A 16,835-nucleotide genomic window follows, 5' to 3' on the forward strand; every position below is an offset into this window, starting at 1 on the left:
GGTGCTCCTTGCCGGTGTGGATCGGGTCAGCAGCCGGGCAACGCGTTGATGTTGTCGCCGCCGTCGAGGTTGAACCAGGCCCAGGGGATGTAGTTACCGCCCTTGTAGTCGACCCGTACCCACCAGGTGCTCGCCTTCTGCTTGTTGTAGATGTACGAGTCGATGTGCTCGCCGCGCACCTTGCAGAACGCCTTCAGCCGGGTGCCCGGCTTCGCCCAGCCGACCTGCTTGTCGTTGTCCTGCCGGGCCACCGAGAAGATCTCGTTGCCGTTGCGGCCGTCCCGGTCCCTGTCGCAGTAGGTCGCGGTCTCGCCGGACTCGCCGTTGTTGCAGGTCGCCGTCCCCCAGAGGTCGGTGGTGGTGCCGGTACCCTTCGCCGTGCCGGTGCCGGCGGCGTTGCGTACGGTCACCGTGAAGGTGTAGTCGGTGCCCGGGTTCAGGCCGGTGACCCGGATGCCGGAGCAGTTGCCGGGGACGGCGGCCTTGCCGGTGGGGGCGACCGTGCAGGTGGCCTGCCCGCCGCCGGCGTTGACGGTGAACCGGACGGTTGCCGAGGTGGCGTCGGTGGTGACCCCGGTGACGGTCACCTTCGGCTCGGCCACCGTGCTGGCCGACCTGGTGGCCGCCGGCCCGATGCCCGCCTCGTTGACCGCCTGCACCTTGACCACGACGTTCTGGCCGTTGCCCAGCCCGGTCACCTTCGCCCGGGTGTCGGTTACCTCGATCTTGTGGCTGCCCGCCTCGACCACGTATTTCGTGATCGACCGGCCGTTTTCCTTGGCCGGCGTCCACGCCACGGAGATCGCGCCCGCCTCGCCGGCCACGGTCGCCGCGGTCAGCCCGGTCGGGGCGGCTGGCCGGTTGAACGGAACCACGGTGTTGCTCACCGGGGACGCCTTGGAACCGGCGCCGTTCTGGCTCACCGCGACGACGGTGAAGGCGTACTGGGTGCCGTACTCCAGTTCACCGGCGGGGATGACCAACTCCGTCTTGGTCGACTCACCTGCTGGGGCGTTGGCTCCGGGCGAGACGGCGGTCACCGCGTACTTGGCGATCTTGTGGCCCAGGCCGTCGGCGGCCGGCCACTTGACCAACACGGTGCCGTCCGGCCGCTCCTGGGCGGTCACGCTGGCCGGCGCGGCGGGCACCTCCGAGGTCGGCACGACCGGGTTGCTGGTGCGTTCCGGTCCGGCACCCTTGGCGTTCACGGCGTGCACCGAGAAGCGGTACGTCTCGCCGTTGACCAGGCCGGTGACCTCCAGTGCGCGCTGGTTCGCGCCAACCTCGAAGGTCCGGTCGGCACCGCGTACCACGTACTTGATGATTTCCGCACCGTTGGCGGCGGCTGGCTTCCAGCTCACCCGGGCCTGGGCGTCCCCGGCAGCGGCGGTGACGCTGCGCGGTGCGCTCGGCTTGTCGACCACCGGCTTCTTCGGTGGCGTCGGCGGGATGGCCTTCGGCGGGTCGCCGCCGAGGATGTCGTTGGTGTACTTGTCGACCGTCCGTACGTGGTGCTTGTCGTCGACCACCCGCGCGTTCGCCGAGTTCGGCGCGTTGACGAAGAGGTGGTTCTCCCGGACCTCCAACTCCAGTGGTCCGTTCGCGCCCGGTACCTCGATCTTGTCGGTCGGCTGGCCGTTCTGGTCGAAGGAGTAGATGACCCCGTCGGCCGGGTCGGTGCAGTAGACCCGGCCCGCCCAGGTCACCGCCGCGTTCAGCTGGGTTCCCTCGCCGGGCACCTTGAACTGTCGCACCGTGCCGGCGGCGTCGACCAGGAAGACCTGCCGATTCTCGGCGACGGTAACCGCCACCGTCGGTCCGTTGGTCCGGGCCGGCAGGCTGCCCAGCCCGCCCAGGGTGAGGTTGACCGTCCGCTGTTCCTCACCACGTACGGTGGTCAGCGTGCTGGTGGTGCGGTCGAGCACGGCCACCCCGTCGTCCAAGGTGGAGATCGCCAGATCGTGGCTGGGGTCGGTGACCGCTACCGTGCGTACCTGCTTGGGGCTGAGACCGCCACCGCCGCCGCCACCGGTCGATCCGGGTAGCGGTCCGGCGGTGATCGCCGAGACGGTGCCCTGGCTGGGGATGCCGATCCACAGCTGGCCCGCGCCGTCGAAGGCGCCACCGGTGATGCCCGGCGGGTAGTTGATCGGCTCGCCGATCGGCGTCAGCGTCCGCGGGTCGAGTTGGCGGACGATGCCCTGTACGGCGTCGATGACGAAGGCGGAGTCCTTGTGCAGGGCGACGTTGACACCGAGTCCGGCGGTGGTCCGGGTGGTGGCGCTCACCTGCAATGTCGCCAGGTCGAGGGAGCTGACCAGGCCGGTGTTGAGGTCCCGTAGCACCAGCAGCCGATCGGTCTGGGCCACCTGCACGGGATGGGTGCGGCCGGTGGGCACCTGAACGCGGGTGTCGGCCCGACCGGTGAGCCCGTTGACCCGAGCGAGCTCGCCCTTGGCGGCGCTCCACAACCAGGAACTGGCGTCGTAGCTGGCCACCGCGTTGTCGGCCGCGCCGAGCCCCAACACGGTCAGGCCCATCGCGGCGACCAGGGCCCCGACCGTGCCGATCGTGACGACCCCGCCGCGTATCCGCCGGGACCGCCGACGAGGTGTCGTCGCTGGATCGACCGGGTCGTTGCCGATGCCGCCGCCCATGCTGCCGTTGCCTGTGGTGACCACAGCCGGCCGCCTCCCCATACGTCGCAAACGTCTCTGGTCAGTGCTGACGCCAGCGTTCCACGCCGAGCCGGGTGCCATCATATGGCCTGGCCATTACGTGCGGTAACCCGATCTGTCCGACTATGGACACTTCGACGCGGCGTGGCGGACACGTCGGTCCTTCACGTCATCGTTGCAGGTCAGGTGGCTGTGGCGGAACCGTGGTGGTGACGTTTCGTCACCCTGGCGAGCTGCCGCGAGAGGTGCAGACCTGTCCAGAGGTGGCGTAGCCGTCCGTCGAGTAGACCGCCAGCACGGTGAAGCAGTAGTCGAGTCGGGGATTCAACCCGTTGATGGTATGGCTGGTTACCCCAGCGTCGAGTGTGGCCATCGCGCCCAGGTTCCTACCGGCCTGACCGCCAGCCACGATGAACGGCACCGTGCCGTTGGTCGGGTCGGTCCAGGTGATCGTGATGCTCGACTGGTCGTCGCGTAGCCGTAGCTCGGTGGGGGGATCACCGGCAGCGCTCCGGGTGGCGGTGGGTGGCACCTGGTCGGCTGGGGGCGGTTGCGCGGACTTGTCCCGCACCACGACGACGATGACGAGTGCGGCCACGGCCACCACTGCGGCTGCGCTCGCGACGACGGCGATTGCCAGCGCGTTGCGTCCCCGCGATTCCGGCTTGTTAGGGGATGCGGGTGAGGGTGCCGACATCGGTCGGGCGGGGGTGACCGGCCCCGCCGGCCCGGTCAGGTACGGCTGTGGCCCCGGCGCCGCCGGGGGATAGGCGCTGGCCGGGTACGACGTGGGTGGGGGAGCCGCCATGCGGGGTGGTGCCGAGACCGGCACGCGGGGTGGTGCCGAGACCGGCACCGTGACGAGGGGCGTGGTCGGCGGCTCGATCGCCGGAGGTGGAGCCGGAGGCTGGGGCGGAGCGGGCCGGGGGGCCGGAGCCGGTGTGTGGGTGGCAGCGGGTGGCGTGACAGGCGTGGGCGGCGCGATGGGCGGCGTGACGGGTGGCGGAGTGGTGGCCTGTGCCGGGGCGGTCACCATCGTGACCGTGCCCTCGTCCCTGTCGGTCTGGGGGAGCCCGAGGTAGTCGCGGGCTGCCCGTACCGTCCAGTGGTCGTTGCCCAGCACCCCGGATCCGGTGGTGGCCACCCGGGTGAAGTTGCGTCGGGCCTCGTGTCGGTTGCCCAGTGCCTCGGCCACCGTGCCGAGTTCGAAGGAGATCGCGAGCAGCAACGGGTCGGCGTCCCCCCACCGGCGCTGCCCGTCGGCCAGTGCCTCTTCCAGGACGCGTCGGGCCGAGGCCGGATCGTCGGCTTCCTGGTGTAGCCGGGCCAACATGTGCGCGGTGCTGAGTACCTCTGGATGATCCTTGCCGTATGCGGCGCGGCCGGCCTCGAGCGCGGCCGTCAGCAGGTGGCGGGCGCCGGCGAGGTCGCCCGCGTCGCGACGCGCCTGGGCGTCGCGTTGTACGGCGGGAAGTGGGGGCGGCTGGGACACGTCCGTCATGCTGCCCGTCCCGAGGGGGGAAACGCCAGTCGACAGGCCTGGCCGACCCCCGTCTTCCCGCCGATGAGAAAACTCTGATTCTGAGCGAGATTATCTACAACAGAACTATCTGCTAAGGTTCGTTCGTCGAGATCGGTCGACTGGAGGGTCGAGAAGATGAACACGAGCAGGAACGACGGGATCGGTGTGGTCGAAGAGACCGCACAGTCGGCGACGGGGGCGCAGCGGCCGGGATCCGGCCCCGCACCTCGGCGACTCGGCACCGGGGAACTGTCCCGGTTGCTGAGCGAACAACAGTTCGGGGTGCTGGCGAGCGTGAAACGCGACGGGCACCCACACCTGTCCACCGTCCTCTACCGCTGGGCCCCGGAAGAACGCATACTGCGGATCTCCAGTACGGCCGACCGGCTCAAGGTGCGCCAGCTCAAGCGCGATCCGCACGTCGCGCTGCACGTCAACGGCCCGGATGTCTGGTCCTTCGCGGTCGCCGAGGGCGAAGCGGAGGTCTCGGCGGTCTCGGCCGTCCCCGGCGACGCGATCGGACGGGAACTGCTCGCTCTGACCCCCGGCTTCACCGATCCCGCCGACGAGGCGGCGTTCCTCGACCAGTTGGTGGCGGAGCAGCGGGTGGTGATCCGGATCCGGGTGTCCCGCCTGTACGGCACTGCCCTGGACATCCCGACCGGGGAGTGACCCACCCCGGGATCGCCGCAGCAGCGACGATCCCGGGTGGCCCGTCGATCCCCCGATCAGTACGCGTCGAGCCGCCGGTGCGGATCGGTCGCCACCGCGTCGAGTAGCCGGACGAACCGGTCGCACCAGTCGACGACCGTGCGCTCGTCGAACAGGTCGGTCGCGTACTCGACGGCACCGGACACCTCGCCCCCATCCGGCTTCAGCATCAGCGAGAAGTCCCGGCGGGCACAGGCCAGGGGCTGGTCGAGCACCCGCACGCCGAGGTCCGGCAGGGACAGTGCGGGCAGCACCGGGTTCCAGGCGAACAGTGCGGTCCCGACCGGCGGGGGCTGGCCGGGCCGCCACTGCGGATCGAGTTCCTGGTAGACCACGGTCACCGGGGCCGGCTGATGCCGTACCGCGTCGAGGACGCTGATGTCGGTGGCCGACATCAGCGCGGCGAAGGTCGATTCGCCGGTCGGGCGGAGCCGAAGCAGCATCGGGCTGGCGAAGAGGCCGACGACCGGTTCGTGCTCCCTACCGGCACGATGGGCGTACGGGCTGGCCAGCACGATATCGTCACCGCCGGTGAGCCGGGACAGCAGGAGCGCGTACGCACTGGCGAACACCGGGAACAGTGTGGCCCTCGTGTCCTGCGCCAACTCGGTCAGCCGACCCGTGATCGTGGCGGGAACGGTGAAGGTGAACTCGGCCCCCGCCGCGGACCGGGCCGGGCGCGGCCGGTCGGTGGGCAACTCCAGCCGGGTCGGCGCGTCGGCGAGTTGACCGCGCCAGTACTTTCGTACCTCCTCGGTCGGGGGCGTGCCACGTTGCTGGCGGGCGTAGCTGGCGTAGCTGGCCACCAGGGGAGCGAGGGTGGGTGACCGACCGGCCACGGTCGCCGAGTAGGCCTCCGTCAACTCGTCCAGCAGCCGCAGGACCGACCAGCCGTCGGCGGCCAGGTGATGGATCAGCACCAGCAGTGACCACCGGTTCACGTCGACCTCGGCCAGCGTCGCCCGTAGCAGCGGCTCCCCTTCGACGAATGGCACGCGTCCGGTGGCGATGGCCCAGGCTTCAACGTCGTCGGGGGCCACCGTCGACGCCGCCACGGTGACCGGCCGGTGGGCGAATACCTGCTGGAACAGCGCCCCGTTCCGCTCCACGATCCGGGTACGCAGTGCGGGGTGCCGGTGCACCAGGGTGTCGAGCGCGCCGGTCAGCGCCGGCACGGACAGCGGTCCGGTGAGATCCACCCGCAGCGCGATGTGTACGGCCGGCGGATCCGGCACCTGCCGCTGCCGCCACCACATCTGTTCCTGCTGGTAGGTGGCGGGAGCCTCGTCCTCCACCGCCCGGCCCCCGCTGTCCACCGCCGAGTCACCGGCGGTGAGTGCAGCCGGCGTGGGGTCACCGGCGGTGAGCGCAGCCGGCGTGGCGTCGCCGGCGGTGAGTGTGGCCGCAAGCTGTCGGATGCCGGTCGAGGTCAGTAGCCGGTGCACCGGCACGGTCGTACCGAACAGCTCGGAGAGCCGGTTGGCCAGCCGTACCGAAGCCAACGAATGCCCGCCGACTGCGAAGAACGCCTGATCCATCGGCAGTCGGGACACCCCGAGTGCCGCACACCACGCATCATGGACCAGCCGTTCCGCCTCGCTGAGCCCGGCACCGTCCTCAGGATCGGCATCGCCGTCGGTACCGACGGCCTCGCTGGAACGGCTGGCCCGGTCCGACGTATCGGCCGAGTCCAGTTCGGTGGCGAGGCGGGACAGGGGGAGCGCCGGATTGGCCGTGGCCCGACCCAGCACGCGGTGGAAATCGGTGAGAAAGCCCCGGACGGTCGCCTCGTCGAAGACCTCGGTACGGAACTCGACATGACAGCGGATCTGCTCATCGTGCGAGAGGTAGACCATCAGGTCGACCGGGGCCTTCGCCAGGCCCTGCGGCAGCGGGGTGGCGGTGATCCCGGGCAGGTCGTACGCGAAGGCACCGCCGCTCTCGTATTCGACGGCGACGTCGAACAGCGGGTGCCGACCCTGCTCCCGTAGCGGGTCCAGCTCCCGTACCAGGTCGTCGAAGGGCAGCCCGGTGTGTGGCAGACCGTCCACGACGGCCCGTTGGACCCGCGTGGCCAACTCGGCGAAGGTCGGGTCTCCGGTCAGGTCGAACCGCAGCGGCACGGTGTCGACGAAGAAGCCGACGAGATCGTTGGTCTGCTCGTCGCGGCTGGTCACACCGGTACCCAGGACGAAGTCCCGCTCGCCGCTGGCCCGACCGACCATGACAGCGAAGGCCGTCATCAGGGTGCTGAAGACGGTCACCCCGGTGGTCCGGCTGAACCGACCGATCTCGGCGGTGAGCGCGGTGGGGATGGTCTCGAACAGGCTGCGCCCGGCCGCCGATGGCGCTGCCGGCCGGGGCAGGGCAGAGGGAAGCACCAGGGCGGGTGCGGGCGGGGTCAACAGCTCCCGCCAGTACCGCAGGTCGGTCGCCCGTTGTGCCGGATCGGTCCGCCGGCCCCGGGCCAACTCGGGGTAGGTCACCGGCAGGGCCGGTAGCGCCGGTGCGCCGCCGGCCGACCGGGCGCGGTAGCAGGCGGAGAGGTCCCGGGTGAAGACCCCGTACGAGTGGCCATCGGTCGCGAGATGGTGGAACGACGTGACCAGGACGTGGTGCGTGGCGGAGAACCGCAGCAACCGGAACGCGAACGGCGGACCGCCGAACAGGTCGAACCGCCGCTGACTCTCCTCGTCCAGTGCCTGCCGCACAGCATCCGCCTCGGTCCAGCCGGTACGGCCCACGACCGGGCACTCCACCGCCACCTCCCGGTGGAGCACCTGCATCGGTTCGCCGGCCACCAGCCGGTAGGAGGTACGTAGCGGCGCGTGCCGGTCGACCACGTCACGCAGCGCCGTCCGCAAGGCGGCGACGTCCAGCGCGCCGTCCAGGCGGGTCGCGGCGGCCTCGTTGTACGCCGGGGTGCCCGGCTGCATCTGCTCGACCAACCAGAGCCGTCGTTGGGCCGGGGACAGGGGAGCCAACTCGGGGTGGGCCGGACCGACCTCGGTCGGCACCTGTCCGTCGTTGTTGTCGTCGCGGTGGTGGGGCGTCGACCAGTGGTGGGGCGTCGACCAGTGGTGGGGCGTCGACCGGTGGCGTGGCGTCGAGCGGCGGAGCGCGTCGATGAACGGTAACCCCGCGCGTACGGTATCCGGCGGTACCCCGAAGTCGACGAAGCAGGCGATCTCGTCCGCCCCGGCGTCGAGTACCGCTCGCACCACCTCCCGGCTGCTCTCCGGTGAGCCGATCAGGGCCCGCTGCTCGCAGTAGCGCTCGTACGCCTGGGCGAGGAGGAACCGCAGGTCGTCCTCGGGGGTGTTGGCCAGGTCGATGTTGATGCCGAGACTGTTGGTGACCTGGCCGAGCAAACTGAACGAGGACCGCAGGTACGCGCAGAACGGCTCGAACGCCTGCCGGCGTGCCTTTTCGGTGTCCGCACCGAGGAAGGTGTGCAGCAGCACCGCGACCCGACCACCCGCCGGGTCCCACCCGTGCTCGGCCCGGGTACGCCGATACAGCGCGATGTTTCTGGCGAGTTGGTCGACGTCCTGGGTCATCAGGTTGGTGACCACGCCAATGTTCCGCCGGGCCGCTTCCCGATAACTGTCGGGGTTGCCGACGATGGCGGTGAAGAAGGGGGGCATTTCCTGCACCGGTCGGGGGAAGAGTCGTACCTCGATCTGTTCTCCACTGCCGGACCGGGCCGGCACCGCCTCGCCCCGCCACAACTGCCGCACGGTTTCCAGGTGCTCGTACATCACCTGCTTGTGCCTGCCGAAGTTGTCGGGATAGAAGACGAAGTCGTTGGCATGCCAGCCCGGGGCGCAGCCCAGCCCCACTCGTCCACCGGACAGGTTGTCGACCATCGACCACTCCTCGGCCACCCGCACCGGGTGGTGCAGCGGCAGGACCACCGAGCCGGCGTTGAGCCGGATCCGCTCGGTACGGGTGGCGATGGCGGCGGCGAGCACCGACGGGTTGGGAAAGATCCCACCGAACGAGTGGAAGTGCCGTTCTGGGAACCACACCGCGTGGAAGTCGTGCGTATCGGCGTACTCGGCCGCGTCGAGGATCAACCGGTAGCGGTCCTGGTCGGCCGAGGCGGGGTAGTCGCCGAAGAAGTACAGGCTGAAGTCGGTGGTGCCGATCGCCGCTTTGCCGGCCACATCCGGCGACGCGGCCTTCTCCGGCACCGTGGCCTTCTCCGGCTTCTCCGGCTTCTCCGTCGACTCCGCCGACGCCCGCTGCGGCGACGGCGGTGCGACGGACTCCACCCGAACTGGCGGCGTGGCTCCGGCGAGTAGGTCGAGCTGTTGGCGCATCAGGTCGAGTTGCCGGTGAACGATCTCGGCGATCGCCGAGATTGTTCCGCCTGCCGTCGCACCGTCCGGTGCGGATGCCCGTTCCCGCGCCGGTACCGCCGGCTCGGCATCGGTCGTGGCAGCGATGGTTGCGGCCGGAGTGGCTGAGTCAGGGATGGTTGCGGCCGGAGCGGCTGAGGCTGAGGCTGAGGCGGTGGTAGTGGCGGCGATCGACTCGGCGAGCCGGCGCGGGGTGTTCAGGTCACCGAAGAGTTCGCGAACCGGCACCCGGACGCCGAACTCCCGGTCGACCTCGCGGGACATGGTGAGCAGCAGCAGCGAGTCGGCGCCGAGCCCCAGGAAGGTCTCGTCCGGCGTGATCTCCGACAGTTCGACACCGAGTCGGGTCGCGGTCATGGCCCGGACCTGTTCCAGAACCCCGTTCACGGCCGTGTCGTCTCCTGTCGTTCGGGTGGCGGTACCCGACAGTCCGGATATCCAGTGCGCACGTCGCTGGAAGGGGTACGTCGGCAGCGGCACCCGCCGCCCCCCACTGTCCCTGGTGGCAGCCGCCCAGTCGATCGGTGCGCCGGCGCAGTAGAGCGCCCCGACGGCCCGCCACAGTCCGGCCACGGGCGAGTGCTCGACGGGCTGCGACGGCAACCATCTGACGTCGGGCGTCGTTCTTCGGGCCAGGCCGGTCAGCGTCGCGTCCGGACCCGCTTCGACCACCAGATGCGTACCCAGGTTGGCGAGGCGGCGTAGTGCCGTGTCGAACTGGACCGGTTCCCGGGCCTGCCGGCACAGGTGGTCGGCGTCCGGCCGCCAGCCCGGCTCCCGGAGCACGCCGTCGAGGGTGCTGATGACGGGCAGCTGGATCGGCCGGATGGTGACCCCGTCGACCAGTTCACGGAGCTCGGTCAGCACCTTCTCCCCCACGGCACTGGTGTGGAATGCCCGGGTGACGGCCAGTTGTCGGCAGGGTACGCCCAGAAGTTTCGCCTGCCGCATCGCCGCCGTGACCGCCTCCGGTGGGCCGGCGACGACGTACCGGGTCGGGCCGTTGCACGCGGCCAGTTCCAGGTCGGAAACGACAGCCAGCAGCCGATCCAGGGCGGACCGGCCGGCGGCCACCGCGAGCATCGCGCCCGGCTCCATTCCGTCCCGCATGAGCCGACCCCGATGGCCGGCCAACCGGATCGCGTCGATGGCCGAGAGCGCTCCGGCGGCGGCGAGCGCGGCGAGTTCCCCCACGCTGTGGCCGAGCAGGTAGGACGGTTGTATCCCCCAGGTGTGCCACAGCCGGTACAGCCCGATGCCGAGGGCGACCAGGGCCGGCTGGCTCACCTCGGTCGGCGGACCGTCGGGTCCGGTGTGGGCGAGTTGTTCGTACAGGTCGCCGCCCACCGCCTGGTGGTAGCTGGCGGCGGTCTGCGCAAGCAGCTCACCCAGCACGTCGAACCGCTCGGCGAGCGCCAGCATCGGACGTAGGGTGCTGCCCTGGCCAGGGAACGCCATGGCCAGCGTTCCGACCCCCTGGGGCGGGATCTCGCCGGTCAGCACCACCTCGGTCAGCACCGCCCCGGTCGGGACCCGACCACCGGCCTGCCTTTCGTTCGCTACTGCGGCGCCCACTCGTTGCGCTCGCTCGCTCCGCACGCCCACGGGCCCGCTGCCCGCCACCCCGTCGAGGAAGGCGCCGAGGGCAGCCGCCAGTTCGGCGGGGGAGTCACCGAGAGCGACGAGACGGTGGCGCTGGTGGCGGCGACCACGGGTGGCGGTCACGACGAGGTCCGCCGGACGCGGCGGGTCCTGATTGGCCAGCCGGTCGCGGTACGCCCCGGCGAGCTGGCGCAGCGCAGCCGGGTCGGTGGCCGACAGTGGGAGCAGTCCGGGTGTCCCCGCCCTACCGGGCTGGTCAGTCGTCGGAGCCGGGGGTTCCTCGACGACCACGTGCGCGTTGGTGCCGCCGACCCCGAGGGCGCTGACGCCGGCTCGGCGGGGAGTGCCGTTCGACGGCCAAGCGGTCAGGGTGGTGGTGATCCGGAACGGGCCGCCGGTGAGGTCGATCGCCGGGTGCGGCCGGTCGAAGTTCGGCTGCGGCGGGATCTGGCCGGTACGAACCGCCAGCACCGCCTTGACCAGCCCGGCCAACCCGGCGCAGCTGTCCAGGTGGCCGATGTTCGCCTTCACCGAACCCAGATAGCGGGTGCCGGACGAATAGGCCTGAGCGAGCGCCTCGTGTTCGATCGGGTCACCGAGGGCGGTGCCGGTGCCGTGCGCCTCGACGTACCCGATGGACTCGGCTGGTACGGCGGCGGCGCGCAACGCCCGACGCACCACGTCCACCTGCCCCGCCACGCCGGGCGCGGTGAACCCGACCTTGCCGTCGCCGTCGTTGTTGACGGCGGTGCCGAGGACGACCGCGTGGATGGTGTCCCCGTCGGCCAGCGCCCGGTCGAGTCGCTTGAGGACGACGGCCACGACACCATTGCCCCCGACCGTGCCGTCGGCGTCCGCGTCGAAGGGCCGACATCGGCCCTGCCGGGACAGGACTGAGCCCTCGGCGTGACGGTAGCCGGTCACCTGCGGGACGTGTATCGCCGCCGCGCCTGCCAGCGCGATGTCGGCGTCGTCGTTGAGCAGGGCGAGCACGGCCAGGTGCACCGCGACCAGGGAGGTCGAGCAGGCAGTCTGGACATTCACCGCCGGCCCGGTCAATCCGAGCCGGTACGCCGCCCGGGTGGCGAGGAAGTCGGGCTGGTTGCCCAACGCCACGCCGATCGAGGTGGCCGGGTCCGCCGAATCGCTGGCCGTCGCCAGGTTGTTACGTAGGTAGGTGTGGTGGGAGTAGAGGTTCATCCCGCTGCCGGCGAAGAGTCCGATCCGGGCATCGCCACCACTGCCCGCGTAGCCGGCGTCCTCCAGTGCGTGGTGACAGGTTTCGAGGAACAACCGGTGTTGCGGGTCCAGCAGTTCGGCCTCTCGGGCGCTGATGCCGAAGTGGGCGGCGTCGAACCCGGCAATGTCGTCGAGGGCTCCGCTGACCGGTACGAAGTCGGCGTCTCGGATGGTCGCCTCAGGTACCCCGGCGGCGGCCAGTTCGTCGGGGGTGAAGCGGCGTAGGCTCGCCACTCCGTTGGTGAGGTTGGCCCAGTACTCCTCGATGGTGGCGGCACCGGGAAGCCGGGCCGCCATGCCGATGATCGCGATCCGTCGGTCGGACGCGAAGGGCGTCGGACCGTCCGTCGCCGGTCCGGGTGCGGGTCGGCTGATGTCCTGCTCCGTCGCCACCGTCCCGGTGAGGAAACCGGCGAGGGCATCGACGGTCGGGTGGGCGAACAGTGCCGGCTGCGGAACATCCCGGTCGAGTAGCTGTGCCAACCGGGCGCACAACCGCACGATCTGGACGGAGCCCAGCCCGAGTTCGTAGAAGGGACGGGTCGGATCCACCGGCCCAGCGACGATCTCGCTGACCGCGTCGAGCACCAGCTGACGTACGCCGGCCGGCGCTGGCGGCCTCATCGGCCCGCGCGTATTCGGCTTGGTTGCGAGGCCGTCCGGCTCTGTTGCTCGTTCCGTGTGCGGCCCGGCCGCCGCCGCTGGCTGGTACGCCCCGGCGAGGTAGCGCTGTCGCAGCACCGACCGTTGGATCTTGCCGCCGCTGGTCCGGGGAAACTCCGGTTCCGGTACGGCGACGACGTCGCCGACTGCGACGTGCAGCCGCTGCCCGACGAGCGCCGCGACATCCCGCTCGACCCGCCCTGGCTCGACCGGCTCGGCGGCATCCGGGACGTAGAAGATCACCAGCGTCTCCGTGCCCGTTTCCGCATCCGGTACGCCGCAGGCGGCGACCAGTCCGGGCACGATGCCGGCCGTTCCGGCCACGATCCGCTCGACCTCGTGGCTCGGGTAGTTGTGGCCGTTGAGGATGATCAGGTCCTTTTCCCGGCCGGTGATGGTGATCCGTCCGTCGACCATGAAGGCGAGGTCACCGGTGTCCAGCCAGCCCGGCTCGGGGAAGGCGGCCCGGGTGGCGTCCGAGTCGCCCAGGTAGCCGGGGGTGACCCGGGCCGAGCGGACCTGGAGCCGGCCGACCCGGGCTTCGGGCAGCACCTGGTTGGCCTCGTCGACGATGCGCAGCGTGGTGCCGGGTGCGGGCGGCCCGACCGACAGGAAGGTGGTGACCTCCTCCTCATGCTCCTCGGCCCACTGGAGGTCGCCGGTGAGGCTGCTGGTGCGTACCCGCTGCCAGCTGCCGGAGTCGCCGAGGGAGGCGAAGGTGATACCGGTGCAGGTCTCCGACATGCCCCAGGCGGGGCTCAGCACGGCGGCGGTCACTCCGGCCGGGGCGGTCACGTTGAGGAACGCTTGGAATGTCTCCCAGGTGCACTGTTCGCCTCCGCTGACCAGACGCCGGATCGTGCGTAGGTCCCAGCTGCGTCCGGCAGCCTGGTCGGTGGCCTGGTCGGTGGCCTGGTCGGTGGCCTGGTCGGCGGCCTGAGCGGCGGCCTGAGCGGCGGCCTGAGCGGCGGTGTCGGCGACCAGGCGGAAGGCGAAGTTCGGTGCCCAGCTGTGTGTGACGCCGTACTCCTGTAGCAGGTCGAGCCAGCGCAGCGGATCGGCGAGCACGAACGGGGTCGCCACCTGGATGCTGGTCGCGCCGAGGAACACCCCACCGAGGTGGTAGAGCATCAGCCCGGCGACATGGTCCAGCGGCAGCCAGTTGAGCAGTACGTCGAGGGGGCGGACGTCCAACATCGTCCGGGCACCGACGGCGTACTCGCTGACGCCCCGGTGGGTGATCTGGATGATCTTCGGCGTGCCGGTGCTGCCCGAGGAGAGTTGCAGCATCGCCACCGAGTCCGGGGTGATGTCCAACCGGGGTGGGTCCACGGGATGGGCGGCGGCCAGCTCTGCCACGGCGACGACGCGGTCGGCCAGGGGCAGTCCACGCAGACCGTCGAGGTCGTCGGCTCCGCCGATCACCATCGGCCGCCCCAACGCCTGCCAGGTGTGGCTGATGGCCCGCAGTGCCGGACCGTCCACGTCGTACGACGATGGCGCACCGGTGACGACAGGTACGACGCCGCCGAGCAGGCAGCCCCAGAACGCCGGAAAGAACTCCGCGTCGGAGAGTCGAAGCACGACGTACTGCCCGGCCCGGACGTCGCGCTGACGCAACCCGCCGAGCACCGCCCGGGCCCGGGTCAACAGCTCCGGGTAGCCGAGGCGACCGCGCTCGCCGGCGGGGCCGACCAGCTGCACGCCGGAGTCCGGGAACTGCTGGGCCGCTCGCAGTAGCGCCGCCGGCATGGTCAGGGGGTGCTCCGGATCGACCGGCAGGTCACCGCCATAGCTGATCGCGGGCGGTCGGTCAGGCGTCGCTGAACTCACGGGCCACCTCTGTGGTCGGTGGGCGGGACGCGGACCGGCGGCGGCCAGCCCGGACAGTGCGGATGTGGACGACGAGGAAGCCGATCGCCGCCGCCAGGGCCGCCATGTGCGCGACGGCGACGACGGGGAACGGGGCGAACACGTCGAGCAGCGCGGCGCAGCCGACCATGCCGAGCCCGAAGCCGGTGTTCTGCGCGGTGACGGCGAATCCGAGCACCTGGGCCCGTACGTCGTTCGGCACCCCCTGCAGCCGGGCGGTGTAGGTGATCTCGGCACAGCCGTCCGCCGCGCCAGCGGCCGCCGCCAGCACCACGAGCAGCCACACCGGGGGAGCGGTGAAGGAGAGCACGAAGAAGACCGACATCAGGCAGGTGGCGATGCCGAAGGTCAGCTCGGGGCGGGTCGGTTCCCGCTTGTGACCGCGCCAGCTCAGGAAGGCACCGGCGGCCAGGCTGCCGACCGCCCACGCGGTCAGGAAGGTCGCGGCGAACGAGGCCGGGTTCTCCGGCGAGATGAGGCTGGCGTAGATCGGCAGGCCCACGTTGTGCGACGCCGACCCGAACGCGTCCATACTGCGTACCGCCACCATTGCCAGGAGCAGCGCGGGAACGGCCCGGACTGCGCCGGCCGCCGGTAGCCACCGCCGGATCGTCCATCGACGTGGTTTATCCGCCGTCCCGGGCGGGGTCGGGGTCAGCGTTCCGGTAGCGTCCGGGGCCTCGGTCGGGGTTGGTGTCCCGCTATCGTCCCGAGGCCCGGTGGCGACCCCGGTCCGGGCGGCCCGGCCGAGCGGTACGCCGAGCAGCAGCAGCGCGCAGAGCAGGTACGACGCCGCGTCGATCAGGAACACGCGCTGGAAACCCCATTGGGCGACCAACACACCCGCAGAGGCGAAGCCGAGCAGCATCGCGACGGAACGGGCGGTGACGAGCTGACTGTTGGCCCCGGTACGCCGGTCGGCGCCGACGAGGTCGGGCACGCTCGCCCGCATCGCCACACCCCACTGGGTCTGGGTGACGCCGAGTACGACCGCCACGCCGTACAACAGGAGGTGTTGTGTCGAGGGCGGGGCCAGCGCCAGTACGGTGATCGCACCGGCGGACAGCAGATCACAGCCGATCATCAGAGCTCGGCGGGAATGGCGGGCGGCGAGGATCCCGGCGGCGAGTCCGGCGACGATCCCGGATCCCAGCCGCAACGCCATGAAGAGTCCGGTCTGCAAGCCGGACCCGGTGAGCTGGTACGCGAACAGACTCAGCGTGACCAGGTTGAGATAGGTTCCGTACGATGACACTGCGTAAGCAGCCGTGAGCAGGCCCTGCCCCCGTGCGGGGGAACCGGCGCGGGTCACGGCAGTAGCGTAGCCCGAGGTCGTGTCGATTGTGGACACAAGATCCGCCGGCGCTGCTCCGATATTCCAGCTGCGCGGATCGCTCGTTGCGGAGAGTGGTCACCTCGGGGCGGTGTGTGGTGTCATGTCCCGGCCGGGCAGGCGTGGGCGCCGGATGGTGAGTGACAGATCTTGGTGCATCCTTGACCGGTGTTCTCGTTCGACCACGCGGGCGTCGTGTTCTTCGATGTCGATGGCACCCTCGTCCCGGATACGAGTTCGTCGGCTTTCCTGGCTGGCTTCCTCGGCCATCGGGAGGAGTTGGTCAGGGCCGAGGACGCCTATGCCTGCGGTGTTCTGGACAATCGACAGGTCTCCGATCTGGATGCAACAGGCTGGGCGGGAGTGTCCGAGGACCAGGTTTCCGGTTGGCTCGCCGGGCTTCCCTTGGTCTCGGGCATCGCGGAGACCCTGGCCTGGTGCCGACGGAACGGGCTGGTGCCCGTGCTGGCAACCCTCGCCTGGTCGCCGGTCGGCGAATATCTGACCGACCGCTTCGGCTTCCACGCGTTCAGCGGACCTCGGCTGGAAAACGTCGACGGCCGGTTCACGGGCCGGGTTGCCCGGCACTTCGATGAGTACGACAAACGAGATTTCGCCCTCGCGCAGGCACACGAGCTGGGGCTGGCTCCCCGCCGGTGCGGGGCCGTCGGAGACAGCCGCTCCGACCTGCCGCTGTTCGCATCCGTCGGGGTGAGCGTGGCGTTCAACGCCTCAGCTGCGGCGCGGGCGGCGGCGACCGCCACGGTGGACGACGACGACCTGCGAAGCGTGCTTCCCGTCCTGAGTCGCCTGGTCACAGCCGCCCGGTGAGGGCCACGACCTGTACCGCC

6 protein-coding genes are annotated in these 16,835 nt (G+C 70.7%); 2 read left to right on the plus strand and 4 right to left on the minus strand.

Annotated features, from left to right (window positions below; genetic code table 11):
• Positions 1-26 precede the first annotated feature (26 nt).
• Positions 27-2,657 (minus strand): fibronectin type III domain-containing protein, encoded by a 2,631-nt coding sequence (locus FHR38_RS27735; RefSeq protein ID WP_184540306.1) that lies wholly within the window; start codon positions 2,655-2,657, stop codon positions 27-29.
• Positions 2,658-2,898: 241 nt separating this feature from the next.
• Positions 2,899-4,179 (minus strand): tetratricopeptide repeat protein, encoded by a 1,281-nt coding sequence (locus tag FHR38_RS27740; protein WP_221449215.1) that lies wholly within the window; start codon positions 4,177-4,179, stop codon positions 2,899-2,901.
• Positions 4,180-4,335: 156 nt separating this feature from the next.
• On the opposite strand from FHR38_RS27740, the gene FHR38_RS27745 reads away from it, so the two are divergent.
• The gene (locus FHR38_RS27745; RefSeq protein WP_184537731.1) at positions 4,336-4,872 is read left to right on the plus strand and encodes a TIGR03618 family F420-dependent PPOX class oxidoreductase; all 537 of its coding nucleotides are present in this window, start codon (positions 4,336-4,338) and stop codon (positions 4,870-4,872) included.
• Between the two features lie 56 nt (positions 4,873-4,928).
• Here the strand turns inward: FHR38_RS27745 and FHR38_RS27750 are convergent, their stop codons facing one another.
• Both FHR38_RS27750 and FHR38_RS27755 read right to left on the minus strand, forming a co-directional pair.
• On the minus strand, positions 4,929-14,612 hold the full coding sequence (locus tag FHR38_RS27750) for a type I polyketide synthase (RefSeq protein WP_184537733.1): 9,684 nt from the start codon (positions 14,610-14,612) through the stop codon (positions 4,929-4,931).
• Positions 14,593-16,002, minus strand: coding sequence for an MFS transporter (locus FHR38_RS27755; RefSeq protein ID WP_376771440.1), 1,410 nt, complete (start codon positions 16,000-16,002; stop codon positions 14,593-14,595). Before FHR38_RS27755 ends, FHR38_RS27750 begins: the two co-directional genes overlap by 20 nt.
• A gap of 150 nt (positions 16,003-16,152) precedes the next feature.
• On the opposite strand from FHR38_RS27755, the gene FHR38_RS27760 reads away from it, so the two are divergent.
• Entirely contained in the window at positions 16,153-16,815 is a 663-nt protein-coding gene (locus FHR38_RS27760; RefSeq protein WP_312882441.1) for an HAD family hydrolase, read from the plus strand.
• The last annotated feature ends 20 nt before the right edge of the window (positions 16,816-16,835 follow it).

The organism is Micromonospora polyrhachis (assembly GCF_014203835.1).
GTDB lineage: Bacteria > Actinomycetota > Actinomycetes > Mycobacteriales > Micromonosporaceae > Micromonospora_H > Micromonospora_H polyrhachis.